14 protein-coding genes are annotated in these 16,372 nt (G+C 71.6%); 8 read left to right on the plus strand and 6 right to left on the minus strand.

The window, feature by feature from the left end:
- Nucleotides 1-238: 238 nt before the first annotated feature.
- Entirely contained in the window at nucleotides 239-2,593 is a 2,355-nt protein-coding gene (locus tag ACFYZ4_RS21820; RefSeq protein ID WP_390784595.1) for a SpoIIE family protein phosphatase, read from the plus strand.
- 77 nt (nucleotides 2,594-2,670) lie between these two features.
- On the opposite strand, the gene ACFYZ4_RS21825 is transcribed toward ACFYZ4_RS21820, so the two are convergent.
- Nucleotides 2,671-4,953: a transglycosylase domain-containing protein gene (locus ACFYZ4_RS21825; RefSeq protein WP_351299118.1), complete on the minus strand. Its 2,283-nt coding sequence runs from the start codon at nucleotides 4,951-4,953 to the stop codon at nucleotides 2,671-2,673.
- Nucleotides 4,954-5,185: 232 nt separating this feature from the next.
- Here ACFYZ4_RS21825 and ACFYZ4_RS21830 point away from each other — a divergent pair, with 232 nt between their 5' ends.
- From ACFYZ4_RS21830 to ACFYZ4_RS21850, 5 genes are all read left to right on the plus strand, one after another.
- Nucleotides 5,186-6,094: an SPFH domain-containing protein gene (locus tag ACFYZ4_RS21830; protein ID WP_390784596.1), complete on the plus strand. Its 909-nt coding sequence runs from the start codon at nucleotides 5,186-5,188 to the stop codon at nucleotides 6,092-6,094.
- Nucleotides 6,091-6,324 carry a hypothetical protein gene (locus ACFYZ4_RS21835; protein ID WP_351299112.1) on the plus strand — a complete coding sequence of 78 codons (234 nt, stop codon included), beginning with the start codon at nucleotides 6,091-6,093 and terminating at the stop codon, nucleotides 6,322-6,324. Before ACFYZ4_RS21830 ends, ACFYZ4_RS21835 begins: the two co-directional genes overlap by 4 nt.
- A gap of 96 nt (nucleotides 6,325-6,420) precedes the next feature.
- Nucleotides 6,421-6,945, plus strand: coding sequence for a PadR family transcriptional regulator (locus ACFYZ4_RS21840; RefSeq protein WP_266380636.1), 525 nt, complete (start codon nucleotides 6,421-6,423; stop codon nucleotides 6,943-6,945).
- A complete protein-coding gene (locus ACFYZ4_RS21845; RefSeq protein WP_384342323.1) occupies nucleotides 6,945-7,631 on the plus strand; it encodes an ABC transporter ATP-binding protein in 687 nt (228 codons plus the stop codon). Before ACFYZ4_RS21840 ends, ACFYZ4_RS21845 begins: the two co-directional genes overlap by 1 nt.
- Entirely contained in the window at nucleotides 7,628-9,982 is a 2,355-nt protein-coding gene (locus tag ACFYZ4_RS21850; RefSeq protein WP_390784597.1) for an FtsX-like permease family protein, read from the plus strand. The genes ACFYZ4_RS21845 and ACFYZ4_RS21850 overlap by 4 nt, the downstream gene beginning before the upstream one ends.
- Before the next feature lie 218 nt (nucleotides 9,983-10,200).
- Here ACFYZ4_RS21850 and ACFYZ4_RS21855 read toward each other — a convergent pair whose 3' ends face one another.
- Nucleotides 10,201-11,148: a hydrogen peroxide-inducible genes activator gene (locus ACFYZ4_RS21855; protein ID WP_384342226.1), complete on the minus strand. Its 948-nt coding sequence runs from the start codon at nucleotides 11,146-11,148 to the stop codon at nucleotides 10,201-10,203.
- A gap of 136 nt (nucleotides 11,149-11,284) precedes the next feature.
- On the opposite strand from ACFYZ4_RS21855, the gene ACFYZ4_RS21860 reads away from it, so the two are divergent.
- Together ACFYZ4_RS21860 and ACFYZ4_RS21865 are read left to right on the plus strand one after the other, a co-directional pair.
- On the plus strand, nucleotides 11,285-11,839 hold the full coding sequence (locus ACFYZ4_RS21860) for a peroxiredoxin (protein WP_351301829.1): 555 nt from the start codon (nucleotides 11,285-11,287) through the stop codon (nucleotides 11,837-11,839).
- Between the two features lie 3 nt (nucleotides 11,840-11,842).
- Nucleotides 11,843-12,397 carry an alkyl hydroperoxide reductase gene (locus tag ACFYZ4_RS21865; RefSeq protein ID WP_351301826.1) on the plus strand — a complete coding sequence of 185 codons (555 nt, stop codon included), beginning with the start codon at nucleotides 11,843-11,845 and terminating at the stop codon, nucleotides 12,395-12,397.
- 59 nt (nucleotides 12,398-12,456) lie between these two features.
- On the opposite strand, the gene ACFYZ4_RS21870 is transcribed toward ACFYZ4_RS21865, so the two are convergent.
- The 4 genes from ACFYZ4_RS21870 to ACFYZ4_RS21885 form a co-directional block, all read right to left on the minus strand.
- Complete coding sequence (locus tag ACFYZ4_RS21870) at nucleotides 12,457-13,161, minus strand: hypothetical protein (protein WP_390784598.1); 705 nt, start codon at nucleotides 13,159-13,161, stop codon at nucleotides 12,457-12,459.
- 9 nt (nucleotides 13,162-13,170) lie between these two features.
- A complete protein-coding gene (locus ACFYZ4_RS21875) occupies nucleotides 13,171-13,854 on the minus strand; it encodes a hypothetical protein (RefSeq protein ID WP_351301820.1) in 684 nt (227 codons plus the stop codon).
- 84 nt (nucleotides 13,855-13,938) lie between these two features.
- Nucleotides 13,939-15,327 (minus strand): AI-2E family transporter, encoded by a 1,389-nt coding sequence (locus ACFYZ4_RS21880; protein WP_351301817.1) that lies wholly within the window; start codon nucleotides 15,325-15,327, stop codon nucleotides 13,939-13,941.
- A 114-nt stretch (nucleotides 15,328-15,441) separates the two neighbouring features.
- On the minus strand, nucleotides 15,442-16,137 hold the full coding sequence (locus ACFYZ4_RS21885; protein WP_351583913.1) for a transglycosylase SLT domain-containing protein: 696 nt from the start codon (nucleotides 16,135-16,137) through the stop codon (nucleotides 15,442-15,444).
- Between the last annotated feature and the right edge of the window lie 235 nt (nucleotides 16,138-16,372).

The raw sequence follows: 16,372 nt of genomic DNA on the forward strand, positions 1-16,372 counted from the left end.
GCGCCCCCGGGGTTCAAACGTAGGATCGTGCTCCGCGAGGTCGCGCGCGCGGGCCGGTGCGTTCGGACCGCGCATCCACAAGTGTCGTACCGCACGCGGAAGCTGACGGGAGGTCGGCGCGGGGCGAGAGGCAAAGAGGAACCTCGGGGCGATGGTGCCCGGGCCGCTGAGCGGGTATACCGCGACTGACCGAGTTGAGTGCAGCGCACATCGAGCGCAAACGGACGGAATTCCACGCGTGACGGAGTACCCCACCTCCCAGGAGGGCCCGCAGCCCGTCGCCTCCGGCGGAGGAACGGACGAGGCCGGCCACGGCAAGGCGCCCATCGCCGCCGCCGAGGCCGTACGCACGCATGCGCCGAGCGCCGGCGCCGGGCATGTCGCGGAGCCGGGCGGCGGCGCGGCCGCGGCGGCTTCCGAGGCGCGCTCGGCCCGCTCCGCGGCGGGCGGGGCCGCAGGCCTCCCCCGGCCCCGGCGCAAGGCTGCCGCGCCGGGCGAGTCCGGTGGTCCCACCGCCTCGGACCCGGTCCAGGGCCAGGACGGCGTCCGGCCGCGGGACGGCGCGGCCGCCCGCAACGCCGCGGGCACCACCCCCGGCCTCGGCGATCCCGCCGAGCCGCCCCGCCCGCGCGGTGACGGCCTCGAACCCGCCGCCGCGGGCGTCGAGAGCGCCCGGCAGCCGGCCTCGACGGGGGCCGACGCCGCGCCCGGTGGGGACGGGAGCGCCGGGCAGAACAGCGGATACCGCGCCGGGGGCGAGCGCCACGGCGGCGGGACCGGCATACCGGGCGCAGGCACCGGAGAGGCCACCGCCGCGCGCCGCGAGGGGGACCGGCTGCGTTTCGTGGGCGCCGCCACCCGGCGGATCGCCCGCGGCATCGACCTCGACGAGATCGTGCTCGGCCTGTGCCGGGCCACCGTGCCCACCTTCTCCGACGCCATCCTCGTCTACCTGCGCGATCCGCTGCCCGTCGGCGACGAGCGGCCCGTCGGCCCGGTCGTTTTAAGGCTCCGGCGCACCGACCGGCTCCGGCCGATCGACGACCTGACCGACATCAGCAGCACCATCGGCGCGGGGATGGACCTCGCCGGGGCCGCGGGGGCCACCGGCGAGCTCGACTTCAGCCAGTTGCCGCTGGTCGGCCCGCAGGGTGACCTGCCCGCGGCCGAGCTGTGCGAGATCCGGCCCGGCGGCGCGCTCGCCGAGGTGCTGCGCGGCGTACGGCCCGTCTTCGGGTCCTCCGCAGCCGCCCGGGCCGCGCTGCCCGAGCTGCTCGGCGTGGACCATCCGCTGCCGCGCGGCAACCGGGCCGTCCTCGCGCCGCTGCGCGGCCGCCGCAGGGTGATCGGCGCCGCCGTCTTCCTGCGCAGCCCGGAGCGTCCCGCCTTCGAGCAGAACGACCTCCTGGTCGCCGCCCAACTGGCCACCCACACCGCGCTCGGCATCGACAAGGCGGTCCTGTACGGCCGTGAGGCGTACATCGCCGACGAGCTGCAGCGCACCATGCTGCCCGACAGCCTCCCGCAGCCCACCGGCGTGCGGCTGGCCTCGCGCTACCTGCCCGCCGCCGAGACGGCGCGGGTCGGCGGCGACTGGTACGACGCCATACCGCTGCCCGGCAGCCGGGTCGCGCTCGTCGTCGGCGACGTCATGGGCCACTCCATGACCTCCGCCGCGATCATGGGCCAGCTCCGCACCACGGCGCAGACCCTCGCGCAGCTGGACCTGCCGCCCGCCGAGGTCCTGCACCACCTGGACGAGCAGGCGCAGCGCCTGGGTTCCGACCGCATGGCCACCTGCCTGTACGCGGTCTACGACCCGGTCGCGCACCGGATCACCATCGCCAACGCCGGCCACCCGCCGCCGGTGCTGCTGCACCTGGGCGGCCGCGCCGAGGTGCTGCGCGTACCGCCCGGCGCGCCCATCGGCGTCGGCGGCGTGGACTTCGAGGCCGTGGAGCTGGACGCGCCCGCCGGGGCCACCCTGCTGCTCTACACGGACGGTCTGGTGGAGTCGCGCCTGCGGGACGTGTGGACCGGCATCGAGCAGCTGCGCGAGCGCCTCGCCACCACCGCGCAGCTGACCGGCCTGGACCACCCGCCGCCGCTGGAGGCCCTGTGCGACGACGTGCTGGACATGCTCGGCCCGGGTGACCGGGACGACGACATCGCGCTGCTCGCGGCCCGGTTCGACGGGATCGCGCCCAGTGACGTCGCGTACTGGTTCCTGGACCCGGAGGAGACCGCTCCGGGCCGGGCCCGGCGGTTCGCCCGCCGCGCCCTGACCCGTTGGGGCCTGGAGGAGCTGAGCGACTCGCTGGAGCTGCTGGTGAGCGAGGTGGTCACCAATGCCGTCCGGTACGCGGAGCGGCCCGTGACCCTGCGCCTGCTGCGTACGGACGTCCTGCGCTGCGAGGTCGGCGACGACTCCCCGCAGCTGCCCCGCCAGCGCCGGGCGCGGGACACCGACGAGGGCGGCCGCGGCCTGTTCCTGGTCAACCGGATGGCCCGCCGCTGGGGTGCGACCCGCCTGAGCAGTGGAAAGGTGGTCTGGTTCGAGCTCCCGTTGCCGGGGGCGAACGACCGGCAGTGACGGTCGGCGAACCGGCCGCCTTCTCGCCCACGAAAAACCGCCGCCCCGCAGCCCGAAGGCTGCGGGGCGGCGGTGTGTCAGCGTCCCTCGTTCCCGCCGAGCAGCGGCGGGTCCGGCGGCTTGGGGCCGCCGGTCTTGGTCGGCGTCGTCGTGGGCGTCGTGGTCGGCGTGGGGCCGCTCTTCGTCGGCGTGGGCTGCGTGCTGGGGGTCACCGGCGTCGTCGGGGACTGCGCCGGGCTGCTGGGGGAGGCCGGCGGGCTGGAGGACGGGCTCGTCGTGGGCGTCGGCGAGGTGCTGCGGGACGGCGCCTGCGTGGGACCCATGTCCGCGTCCGACACGTCGAACTCGCCGGTGTCCGCGTCCTTGAGCGCGGCGGTCGTGTACGCCTTCCAGATCGAGGCGGGGAAGCTGGAACCGCCCGCGCGTCCCAGGCCGGCGGTGCCGGTCAGGGTGACCTGGGTGTGGGTGCCCGGCTCCTCGCCGAACATCGCGACGACGGTCACCAGCTCCGGCGTGTACCCGGTGAACCAGGCGGAGAAGTTCGACTCACTGGTACCGGTCTTGCCGGCCGCCTCGTAGGAGCGGCTCCTGACCTTGTTGCCCGAGCCGCCCTCGTTGTTGACCACGCCCTGGAGCACCTTGGTGACGGTGTCGGCGGTCTTGCGGCTGATGGCCTGGCTGCCGATGGCCTGCTGGGGCGTGAACTCGCGCTCCTTGTGCTCGGCGCTCTTGACGATCGTCGGCGTGACCTTCTTGCCGTGGTTGTCGAAGCCGGCGTAGACGCCGGCCATCTCCACGGTGCTCGCGGTCATCGTGCCGAGCGCCATGGCCGGCCTGTCATCGGGCCAGCCGTCGCGGTCGACCATGCCGAGGGCGAGGGCCGTCTTCTTCGCGTTCTGCGGCTTCACGTCCACGATCATCTGCGCGTAGACGGAGTTCACCGAGTGGTCGGTCGCCTCCTGGATCGTCATCAGGGGGGTTCCGTAGTTCAGGTTGTCCTGGTTCTGCGGGTTGAACGGGATCTTGCTGCCGACGACCGGGCGCTTGCTGGTGCCGTCGTAGAGCGAGTTCGGCGTGATCGGCTTGCCGTCCTGCGTCTTCGACCCGTTCTCCAGGGCGGAGGCGAGCACGACCGGCTTGAAGGTCGAGCCCGGCTGGTAGTCCTTGCGCAGGGCGTTGCTCTCGGACTTCTCCGTCAGGCCCTGGCCGCCGTACATGGCGACGATCGCACCGGTCTTCGCGTCCACGGAGGTCGCACCGGCCTGGACGCTCTGGTCCTGGGGGCGGCCCTTGGTGTCCTTGCGGTCGAGCTTGGACTCCAGCTCGTCGTCGACGGCCTTCTCCAGCGCCGCCTGCTTCGCCTTGTCGACGTTGAGCGTGATGCTCCAGCCGCCGGCCGCGATCTGGGCGTCGGTGATGTTCTGCTTGTTCAGCTCGTCGTTGGCGGCCTGGACCAGGTAGCCCTTCTGGCCGTCCATGCCCGGGCGGGGCTTGGGCTTGATCGGCGGCGGGAGGGTCATGGTCTTGCGCTTGACCGGGTCCAGCTTGCCCATCTCGACCATGTTGTCGAGGACGGCGTTGAAGCGGATGTTGACCAGCCGCGTGCCGTTCGGTCCGGCCGTCGCCAGGTCGTACTGGCTGGGGGCCTGGATGACGGCGGCGAGGTAGGCGCCCTGCTCCAGCGTGAGTTTGTCGACGTCGACCCCGTAGAAGGCCTGGGCCGCGGCCTGGATCCCGTACGCGTTGCGGCCGTAGAAGTTCGTGTTCAGGTAGCCGACGAGGACGTCGTCCTTCTCCATGCGCTGGTCGACCTTGAGGGAGATCACCAGCTCGCGGAGCTTGCGGGTCGCCGACTGGTCCTGCGTCAGGTAGTAGTTCTTGACGTACTGCTGGGTGATCGTCGAGCCACCGGCCTTGCCCTTGCCGGTGGCCGTGTTGAACAGGCCCCGGGCGACGCCCATCACGTCGATGCCGCGGTCGCTGTAGAACGACTTGTTCTCGATGGCGATGAAGGCGGTGCGGACGTCTTCGGGGATCTTGTCGATCGGCACGATCTCGCGGTTGGTGTCACCGGTGCGGGCCATGATCGAGCCGTCGGAGTACCGGTAGGTGTTGCTCTGGAGCGTGGCCTGCTTGTTGGGGTCGGTGGGTTCGTCCACCGAGAAGTACAGGATGATCGCCGCGGCCATGAGGAGGAGGATCCCGCCGAGGATCGTCCCGAGGATCTTCTTCCACGTGAAGAAGCGACGTATGCCGCTGCGCTTGCCGGCGCCGCCCTTGCCCTTCGCGCCGTTGGCGCGTCTGCTCGGCGCACGCCCCGCACCGCGCTGCTGCGCCTTCCGCACTTCTGCTCGGCCCATCGCTCCCGCTCCGCTCGATTACCCCCCCGACGTCAGCTCAGAAAGCTAACACCGCAGGCTGTGACAAAGGATGGTCAACCGTGACCAATACCGGTCAATTCGGACGTGAGAATCAGCACCCACATCACTGGAACCGACGCTCACCTAAGCCGAAGGGTTGCCGCAACGCAAAAAAGTGATATCAATTTGCTAGGCGGTCCGAGCGACCGCGACCAGAGAAACGGGGCAAAAGATGACGAACCACATCGCCAATCCGGACGGGGTACGGGAGTTCACCGCGCGCAGCGTGGGCGGCGGTCTGGCTCTACTCCTCGGCCTGGCAGGCCTGTTGGCGGGCGGCGGCCTCATCGCGGTGGGGGCGGTGGCGACGGCCGCCGCGGCCAAGGCGGCGCTCATCGCCGGCGGCGTGCTCACGATCATCGGCTCCGTGATATCGATGAGCGGCCTGAACACGGTGGCGCCGGGCGAGGCCCGCGTCGTGCAGCTGTTCGGCCGCTACCGGGGCACGATCCGCACCGACGGACTGCGCTGGGTCAACCCGTTCACCTCGCGCGAGAAGATCTCCACCCGGGTGCGCAACCACGAGACGGCCGTCCTGAAGGTCAACGACGCCTACGGCAACCCGATCGAGCTCGCCGCGGTCGTCGTGTGGCGGGTCGAGGACACCTCGCGGGCCACCTTCGAGGTGGAGGACTTCACGGAGTTCGTCGAGACCCAGACCGAGGCGGCGGTCCGGCACATCGCGATCGAGTACCCCTACGACGCGCACGACGAGGGCGGCCTGTCGCTGCGCGGGAACGCCGAGGAGATCACCGAGAAGCTGGCGGTCGAACTCCACGCCCGGGTCGAGGCGGCCGGCGTGCACATCATCGAGTCCCGCTTCACGCATCTCGCGTACGCTCCGGAGATCGCCTCCGCGATGCTTCAGCGCCAGCAGGCGGGCGCCGTCGTGGCGGCCCGCAAGCAGATCGTGGAGGGCGCGGTGGGCATGGTGGAGATGGCACTGACCCGGCTGGCGGAGCAGGACGTCGTGGACCTGGATCCGGAGCGCAAGGCGGCCATGGTCTCGAACCTGATGGTCGTCCTCTGCGGTGACCGCGCGGCCCAGCCGGTGGTCAACACGGGGACCCTCTACCAGTGACCCCCGGCGGCGAGCAGAGCCCGGCGGGCCGGCAGGCGCGCAAGCAGGTGCTGCTGCGGCTCGATCCGCAGGTGTACGAGGCGCTGGCCCGCTGGGCCGGCGAGGAACTGCGCAGCGCGAACGCCCAGATCGAGTTCCTGCTCCGCCGCGCCCTCGCCGAGGCCGGCCGCCTCCCCTCCAGCCCCGGCCCCCTCCCCCGCCGCGGGCGCCCCCCGAAGTCCACGGACTGACCACGTCCGGGGGCCGGACCGCGCTCCACACGGTCCGGCCCCCGCCTTTCGACCCTCTATACACTGCGCGTATACACACGGTGTAGAGTCGCGGGCATGTCCATCGGTCACACGCTCCTGGGCCTCCTCGAGGCCGGTCCGCGCCACGGCTACGACCTCAAGCGCACCTTCGACGAGAAGTTCGGCCACGATCGCCCCCTCGCCTACGGGCAGGTCTACTCGACCATGTCCCGCCTCCTGAAGAACGGCCTCGTCGAGGTCGACGGCGTGGAGAGCGGCGGCGGTCCCGAACGCAAGCGGTACGCCATCACCGACGCCGGCATCACCGACGTCGAGGCCTGGCTCTCCCAGCCCGAGAAGCCCGAGCCCTACCTCCACTCGACCCTCTACACCAAGGTCGTCCTGGCCCTGCTCACCGGCCGCCGCGCCGACGAGCTGCTGGACACCCAGCGCGCCGAGCACCTGCGCCTCATGCGCATCCTCACCCAGCGCAAGCGCAAGGGCGACATAGCCGACCAGCTCGTCTGCGACCACGCCCTCTTCCACCTGGAGGCGGACCTGCGGTGGCTGGAGCTCACGGCGGCCCGCCTCGACCAGCTCGCGCGGGAGGTCCGCCGATGATGACCCCGGCCGGTTCCCTCCTCGCCGCGACGGACCTGCGCAAGGCGTTCGGCACCACCAAGGCCCTCGACGGCGCCGAGTTCTCCATCCACCCCGGCGAGGTCGTCGCCGTCATGGGCCCCTCCGGCTCCGGCAAGTCGACGCTGCTGCACTGCCTCGCGGGCATCGTCCCTCCCGACTCCGGCTCCATCACCTACGCCGGCCGCGAGCTCATCTCCATGAGCGACGCCGAGCGCAGCGAGCTGCGCCGCACCGAGTTCGGCTTCGTCTTCCAGTTCGGCCAGCTCGTACCGGAGTTGACCTGTGTGGAGAACGTCGCGCTCCCGCTGCGCCTGACCGGCGTCAAGCGCAAGGAGGCCGAACGCACCGCCCTGCACTGGATGGAGCAGCTCCAGGTGGAGGACCTCGGGGGCAAGCGGCCCGGCGAGATTTCCGGCGGTCAGGGGCAGCGCGTGGCCGTCGCCCGCGCCCTCGTCACCCGCCCCCGGGTGATCTTCGCCGACGAGCCCACCGGAGCCCTCGACTCCCTCAACGGCGAACTCGTCATGCAGTTGCTCACGGAGGCCGCCCGGTCCGCCAACGCCGCCGTCGTGCTCGTCACGCACGAGACGCGCGTGGCCGCGTACTCCGACCGCGAGATCGTCGTGCGCGACGGGAAGTCCCGCGACATGGAGCGGATCGTATGAGCCGGCTCCGGGTCTGGGCCCGCGATCTCGGCATGGGCATCCGCTTCGCCTTCGGCGGCGGCCGCGAGGGATGGATCCGCACCCTGCTCACCGGCGTGGGTGTCGGTCTCGGCGTCGCGCTGCTGCTGATCAGCACCGCGATCCCCGGCGCCCTCTCCGCGCGGTACGAGCGCGGCGACGCGCGGTCGACGATGAGCTCCGAGCGGGCCGACGCCCCCGGGCCCGACACCCTGCTGATCGCCCGCGTCGGCCAGACGTACCGCCACAAGGACATCGAGGGGCACGTGCTGCGGGCCGAAGGCCCGGACGCGCCGCTGCCGCCCGGTCTGAAGCGGATCCCCGGCCCGGGCGAGATGGCCCTCTCCCCCGCCCTCGACGCGTTGCTGAAGTCCTCCGACGGCGCCCTGCTGCGCGAGCGGCTCGACGCGCGGGTCAGTGAGATCGTCGGCGACCCGGGGCTGGTCGGCCCCGGCGAACTCCTCTTCTACCTGGGCAGCGACACCCTCCGGAAGAACGGCGCCGAGGACTACCGCGTCGAGCGCGTCACCGGCTTCGGCTACGACGCGGACCGCGAGGGCCTCGACCCCGTGCTCATGCTGATGGTCGTGCTGACGTTCGTCGCCCTGCTGATGCCCGTCGCCGTGTTCATCGCCACCGCCGTCCGCTTCGGCGGGGAGCGGCGCGACCGGAGGCTCGCCGCGCTGCGGCTGGTCGGCGCCGACAGCCGGATGGTCCGCCGGATCGCGGCCGGCGAGGCACTGGCCGGCTCGCTGGTCGGACTGGTGCTGGGCACCGGCTTCTTCGCCGTCGGCCGCTCCCTGGTCGGCAGCCTCAGCCTCCGGCAGCGCAGCGTCTTCCCCGCCGACCTCGACCCGGCGCCCTGGCTCGCCGTCCTGGTCGCCCTCGCGGTGCCCGCGGCGGCGGTGGCCGTGACCCTGTTCGCGCTGCGCGGTGTGGTCATCGAGCCGCTGGGCGTCGTCCGTACGGCCAAGCCCTCGCGGCGCCGCATCTGGTGGCGGCTGCTGCTCCCGCTGATCGGGCTCGGCCTGCTGGTGCCCATGGGCGGCCGCGGCAACGACCACGGCAGGTTCAACCAGTGGCAGGTCTCGGGAGGGGTGGTGCTGCTGCTGGTCGGGATCACCGTGCTGCTCCCCTGGCTGCTGGAACGCTTCGTCGCGAAGATGTCCGCCGGACCGGTCTCCTGGCAGCTGGCCGTGCGCCGGCTCCAGGTCAACAGCGGCGCCGCCGCCCGCCTCGTCAACGGCATCGCCGTGGCCGTCGCGGGCGCCATCGCCCTCCAGATGCTCTTCGCAGGCGTCGAGGGCGACTACACCAAGCCGACCGGACAGGATCCCGGCAGGGCCGCCGTCGCCGTCATGGTGAACCGCGAAGCGGAGACGCGCATGGACGACCTCGCACAGCGGATCTCCGCCGTGCAGGGCGTCACCCGCGCCGTCCCGCTGACCTCCACGCAGGCCGCCCGCCAGGTGCCCGCGGAGGACACCGTCCGGGTCACCATCGGCACCTGCGACGCGCTCGGCGAGGTCGCGACGCTCGACTCCTGCAAGGAGGGCGATGCCTTCATCCTGACCGGCTCCCGCTCGCAGGCCGTCTACGGGGCCACGGCGAAGCCCGGCGACGAGCTGTTCGTCGGCAACGTCAGTGGCTACGGGGCCGGGTCCGGGACGGCGGATCGGCCCGGTCCGCAGAAGTGGAAGGTCCCGGCGGACGCCCGCACGGTCCCCAGCCGGGAGGACCCCACAGGGCAGCTGCGCAGCGGCCTGCTGGTGACCCCGTCGGCCGCGCCGAAGGAGATCGGCGATTTCCCGGACGCGCGGATCTTCGTCCAGGTCGACGAGTCCGGTCCGGACGCCCTGGACCGGGCGCGCAACGCCGTCTTCAAGGCGGACCCGTTCGTCACGGCGATGACGCTGCGGCACACCACCGAGGCCGCCGGCTACTCCTCGATCCGCACGGGGCTGTTCTTCGGTGCCATCGCCGTACTGGTCCTGATCGGCGGAAGCCTGCTCGTCTCCCAGCTGGAGCAGTTGCGCGAGCGCCGGCGGCTGCTCTCCTCCCTGGTCGCCTTCGGCACCAAGCGCTCCACGCTGAGCCTGTCGGTGCTGTGGCAGACGGCCGTGCCGATCGTGCTGGGCCTGGTGCTGGCGGCCGGGGCGGGCGTGGGGCTGGGCGCCGTTCTGATGAACATGGCCGCCACGCCGGTTCGGATCGACTGGGCCTCGGTGCTCGGGATGACGGCCGCCGGCGCGGGTGTCGTCGTCGTGGTGACCCTGCTCAGCCTGCCGCCGCTGCTGCGCCTGATGCGCCCGGACGGCCTGCGCACGGAGTGACCTCCGCGCGCCCCTGACCCGTACGCCCGTTCCCGGTGACGCCTGCGGCTCCCCCTAGGCCGTCTCTTCCGGATCTTGCCTGGCCCGCGTCGTCTGGCACCGCACCTCGCCGCGTTGTCGGGGCGCCCAAGTACGTCCAGTACTCGGGCGCCCCTCCGCCTTGCGATGCACGGCGCCAGACGACGCGGGCTTAACCGGCAAGATCCAAAAGAGACGACCTAGTCGGTGGGCCACACCGGGAGCGGGCGTACGGCTTCGCGCAGTGCGGCGGCGATCGTCCGGAACTCCTCCTGGCGGGCCGTCCCGGTGCGCATGGCGAGGGCGATCCGCCGCGAGGGGGCGGGCTCGGCGAAGTACCCGGTGGACAGGTACTCGTTGCGGGCCGTCTCCAGCCGCAGCGCGCTGCGCGGCAGCAGCGTCACCCCCAGCCCGCCGGCGACCAGCTGGACGAGGGTGGAGAGCCCCGCGGCGGTCGTCGTCACGTCCGCCCCGGTGGTGCGGCCCGCCTCCCGGCAGATGTCGAGGGCCTGGTCGCGCAGACAGTGCCCTTCGTCGAGCAACAGCAGCTGCAGTCCCCGCAGTTCCTCCAGCGGGATGTCCCGGCGCCCGGCCAGCGCGTGCTCCCGGGGGGCGAGCAGGACGAAGTCCTCGTCGAACACGGGCAGTTCGGTGACCCCGGGGACCCCGAGCGGCACCGCCAGCAGGAGCAGGTCCAGCCGTCCGGTGGCCAGCCCCTCCAACAGGGTGGCGGTCTGCTCCTCGTGCACCTGGAGGTCCATCCGGGGGTAGCGCCGGTGGAAGAGCCCGAGCACGGTCGGCAGCAGGTACGGGGCCACCGTGGGGATCACCCCGAACCGCAGGATCCCGGTGAAGGGGGCCCGTACCGCCTCGGCCTCCTCCAGCAGCCCGCCCATCGCGTCGAGCACCAGCTGCGCCCGGGCCGCGATCCGTTCGCCGGCCGGGGAGAGCAGCACCTTGCGGGTGGTGCGCTCCAGCAGCTGCACGCCGAGGGCCTCCTCCAGCGCGGAGACGGCTCCGGAGAGCGCCGGCTGGCTCATCCCGATGGCCGCGGCGGCGTCCCGGAAGTGCAGGTGTTCGGCGACCGCCGCGAAGGCGCGCAACTGTGCGAGGGTCGGCTGCTTCGCTCCCCTGTTACCCACGGCCACTGATAGGTACCTCCGATCACCCACCACAAGACTAGCTATTTCTACAATCAATGCAGGTGTGTCAGCATGTGAGATACGTCCAACCCCATCGGAAAACCCCCAAAAAGGGCTATTTTCCTCTTCTCAAGGAGAGCGCGTGCTCACTGTTGGTGACAAGTTCCCCGCCTTCGACCTGACCGCCTGTGTCTCGCTCGAGGCCGGTGCCGAGTTCGCGCAGATCGACCACAAGACCTACGAGGGCAAGTGGAAGGTCGTCTTCGCCTGGCCGCTGGACTTCACCTTCGTGTGCCCGACCGAGATCGCCGCCTTCGGCAAGCTGAACGACGAGTTCGCCGACCGCGACGCGCAGGTCCTCGGCTTCTCCCTCGACTCCGAGTACGTGCACCACGCCTGGCGCAAGGACCACGCCGACCTGCGTGACCTGCCCTTCCCGATGATGTCCGACATCAAGCGCGAGCTGTCGGCCGAGCTCGGCATCCTCGGCGAGGACGGCCTCCCGATGCGCGCCGTCTTCATCGTGGACCCGAACAACGAGATCCAGTTCTCGATGGTGACCGCCGGTTCCGTGGGCCGTAACCCCAAGGAGGTCCTGCGGGTCCTCGACGCCCTGCAGACCGACGAGCTGTGCCCCTGCAACTGGACCAAGGGCGAGGCCACCATCGACGCCGGCGCCCTGCTGGCCGGTGAGTGACGGATGTCCCTGGACTCCCTGAAGTCGGCCGTACCGGACTTCGCCAAGGACCTGAAGCTGAACCTCGGTTCGGTCATCGGCAACAGCGACCTCCCGCAGCAGCAGCTGTGGGGCACCGTCCTGTCCTGCGCGATCGCCGCCCGCTCCCCGCGCGTCCTGCGTGAGCTGGAGCCCGAGGCGAAGGCGAACCTCTCGCCCGAGGCGTACACCGCCGCCAAGTCCGCCGCGGCGATCATGGCGATGAACAACGTCTTCTACCGCACGCGGCACCTGCTCTCCGACCCGGAGTACGGCACGCTGCGCGCGGGCCTGCGGATGAACGTCATCGGCAACCCGGGCGTGGAGAAGGTCGACTTCGAGCTGTGGTCGCTCGCCGTCTCCGCGATCAACGGCTGCGGCCAGTGCCTGGACTCGCACGAGCAGGTCCTGCGCAAGGCCGGCGTCGACCGCGAGACGATCCAGGAGGCCTTCAAGATCGCCTCGGTGATCCAGGCCGTCGCGGTCACCCTCGACGCCGAGGCCGCCCTCGACGTCGAGGCCGCGCTCGTCGCCGAGTAACCACGCGTACGACCGTCAGGGCCCCCGCAGCCGTCTCCGGCCGCGGGGGCCCTGCGCGTTCACTTCCGCAGCGCGGCCATCAGTGCCCGCGCGTCCTCGACCGCGGCGGCTGCCAGCACGTCCCGGTCGGGCCGTACCGAGGGCCTCGCCTGCGCATCCGGACCGTCCTCGAGTTGGTCGAAGAACATCACTTCGACGAGGAACACCGCGCCGCCGTCACGGACCCGCAACTGGAGGCCCTCGTCTTCCCCGGGGGTGCTGAGAAGAGCCTGCTCTCCCAGACCGGGGACCGCCTCCCACTGTTCGGCGCCGGTGCCGTCGATGGTCCGGTCGTACCGGGAGCCGAGCTCGAACTCGGGCGCCGGATCCGTCTTCTTGTGCAGCTCGACCACGGCGACGACGAAGAACCCGCCTGGGGCCGAACGGTCACTGTCGTGGTTGCAGGAGGCCCAGTCCATGGCCGGATGCCGGCCGCCCTTCCGCGGGTCGGAGTTCGCGAACCCGCCCAGCGCCCCGGCCAGGGCCGGCGCCTTGAACTGGTCGCACACGTTCTCCGTGACCCGGTGGCGGATCTCCGGCCCGTTCAGCCGGTCCCCGTAGGCGTACAGCCCGCCCGCCCACAGCGCGGAAGTGGCCACCACGGCCACCGGCACCCACCACCACGGCCGGCGCGGCCCCCGCGCCTCGCGCACCACCGTGTCCTGCGCGATCTCGGCCGGCCGCCCCGACTCCCACGCCCCGTCCAACTCCGGCTCCGTGATCATCTCCGCCCCCTACTCCTTCAGCGCCGCCATGAGCTCGCGCATGTCCGCGATCAGCGCGGCCTGGACCGCGTTGGAGTCCGTGGCGGGCCGGCCGTCCTTCTCCGCGAAGGTGGCGGCGAACACGCGGAGGTTGAACACCGCGCCGCCGTCCAGCACCTTGAGGTTCATGCCCTGCTCACCGGCCCACGACGTCATCACGGCACGCTCACCGAGGTCCGGTACCTCTTCCGTCCGCAGGCCGCCGACATTGACGAGGTCGTCGACCGATGGCACGTCGAACTCCGCCGAGGGGTCGACCTTCTTGTGCAGCGCGGTGTTGACGTACACGGAGAAGTCCCGCGAGTCGGCGTTGTTGTTCAGGACGCACGCCGCCCCGTCCAGGGCCGGGTGGCCGACCTCCTGGTTCACCGGCCTCTTGTGCAGGTCCCCGGTGATGCCGGTCAGCGCCTGCGCCCTGAAGTCCTCGCACAGGTTCTTCGTCGCCCGGTACGAGAGCGTGGGCGCCGCCATCCGGTCCCCGAGGGCGTACAGCCCGCCGGCCCACACCGCCGACGCCGCCACCACCCCGCCCAGCGCCCACAGCCACGGGCGTGCGGTCGCGGCCGCCGCCCGCTCGCGCGGCGCGAGCGGCTCGGCCGGCTCCGCCGCCTGCGCCGTGTCCCACTCCCCGTCCAGCTCCGGATCGGTGATCATGTCCGCCCCCCGCAGTCCCAAGTCCCGGGCGCCGCCATCGGCCTGCGCCCGTCTTTGATCATCGCAGTCGGCGAGCGGTCCGGGCTAGGACCTGGGGTCGTCCTTGTCGGGTACGACGCCCAGGGCGGTCGAGCCGTGCGGGGCCGGACCGACCATGCCGGCTCCGTGGTGGCGCTGCTCGCGCGAGTACGCCCTCAGGTATCCCACCACCGTGTTGGTGACCGCCACCAGCGGAACGGCGACCACCGCACCGCCGATGCCCGCGATCATGCCGCCGGCGGCCACCGACAGCACCACCGCGAGCGGGTGCACCCGTACCGCGCGGCCGAGGATGAAGGGCTGCAGCACGTGCCCCTCGATCTGCTGCACCGCCAGTACCACCAGCAGCACCATCAGGGCGGTCCACACGCCCTGGGTCACGAGCGCCACGACCACCGCGAGGGCACCGGAGACCACCGCGCCGACCAGCGGGATGAAGGCGAAGAGGAAGATGAAGACGGCCAGCGGCACCGCCATCGGCACGTCCAGGAAGTAGATGCCGAGGCCGATGAAGATGGCGTCGATGAGCGCGACGATGACCGTGCCGCGCACGTACGCGGTCAGTGTGCGCCAGGCCCGCGGACCGGCCCCGGCGACTCCGGCCCGGGCGGCGTTCGGGACGAGGCCCAGGGCCCAGTTCCAGATGCGCTTGCCGTCGTAGAGCAGGAAGAGCGTCGAGAACATCGCGAGCAGTATGCCGGTGAGGACCTCGACGAGGACCGTCACGCCCTGCAGGCCGGCGGAGGTGATCTGCTCGGTGTTCGTGCCGATGGTCTCGCTGAGGTTCTTCGCGATGTCGTTGATCTGCTTCTCGGTCACGTGGAACGGACTGTCCAGTGCCCAGAGCTTGAGTTCGTTGATGCCGTCGCGGACCCGGTCGGACAGGTCGTCGAGGTTCTCCATGACCTGCCAGACCACGAACCAGCCGACGAGCCCGATGACGACGAAGCCGAGGATCGCGGTGACCGCCGTGGCCAGGCCGCGCGGCAGGCCCAGCCGGCGCAGCCGGACGACGAAGGGCTGGAGCATCGCGGTGACGAGCATGGCGGCGGCGAAGGCGAGGACGACCAGGCGGACTTCGCTGATCACCTTCATCAGCACCCAGAGCATCCCGGCGAGGAGCAGCAGCCGCCAGCTGGCCTCGGCGGCGACGCGCATCCCCCACGGGACCACGCTCGCCGGGTCGGGGCGCTCGGGGACGGCCGGCGCGGCCGGCGGATGTGCGGGGGCCGGCGGATGTGCGGGAACCGGCGGGACGGCAACGGGCGCGGCGGCGGGCGGCTCGGGGGCCTTCGGTGCGGACGCGGCCGAGGCGGGAGCCCGTAGGTCCCCACCGGTCTCGGCCTCGACCTCGGCGCGCCGCTCGTTGAGCCGCGCCTCCATCCGGTTCAGCCTGTTCCCGAGCCGGCCGAGCCAGCCTTCCCGCTTCGCCATGTCGCTTCCTTCCCCCGCCCCGTGTTCGGGCACGCCTCGAAGACCGTACACGCGAGGAGCCCCGCACCGTAGGACGGTGCGGGGCTCCTCGGGGTTGAGCGCGCTCTGGTCGCTCTAGTACCAGCCGTTGGCCTGGTGGTACGTCCACGCGGCGCAGGGGCTGCCGTAGCGGACGTTCATGTAGTTCAGGCCCCACTTGATCTGCGTGGCGGGGTTGGTGCGCCAGTCCGCGCCGGCCGAGGCCATCTTCGAACCGGGCAGCGCCTGGACCAGACCGTACGCGCCCGAGGACTTGTTCACGGCCAGGTAGTTCCAGGTGGATTCCTGGTTGATGATGTTCGAGAAGCACTGGAACTGGCCGGCCGGGACCATCTGCTGGGCGATGGCCTTGACCTGAGCGACCGTGTAGGAGCTCTGGGGGGCGAAGTCGCCGGCGTCGCGGGCGGCGGAGCGGCTGGCGACCTCTTCCTTCGCCTCGCGCTCCTTCTTCGCCTTCTCGTCCGCGGCCTTCTGCGCTTCGGCCTTCTTGGCCTTGGCGTCCTCGGCGGCCTGGAGGCGGGCGCTCTCCTCGGCCGAGCGCTTGGCATCGGCGTCGGCCGCGTGGGCGATGGTGTCGGCCTGCTGCGTCAGGGACGCGCTCTGGACCTCCGCCTGGTCGCCGACCGGGATGTCGGCAAGGAGAGTCGCGCCGGAAGCGGTCGTCTCGAGATCGTTCGTGGGGTCGCCGGTGGCAACGCCCACGACTGCGCCGACGGTGGTGACCGCGGTGGCCGAAGCCACGGCGAACCCCCGGACCGAGATCCGGCTCACACGGTGTCCTTCCAGCAGCGTCCGCAGTGACCGCGCGGGCGCAAAAGTGCCCCTCGACTCTGGCCTCCGTGGTTCTACGGTCACTGGAGGCGCGGGCCCGTGGGCAACTCCCTCGCGGGGGCTGCTCCGTGTAGCTCCGGGCGGCATACGGCATTCGACTGTGGAGTTGTGGTGCTGCTTGTACCTCACGGGAGATACAGAAGTGCCGTATGCGGGGCCTGACGGAAACCAGACT

The sequence above is a fragment of the Streptomyces sp. NPDC001513 genome (assembly GCF_042894695.1).
Lineage (GTDB): Bacteria > Actinomycetota > Actinomycetes > Streptomycetales > Streptomycetaceae > Streptomyces.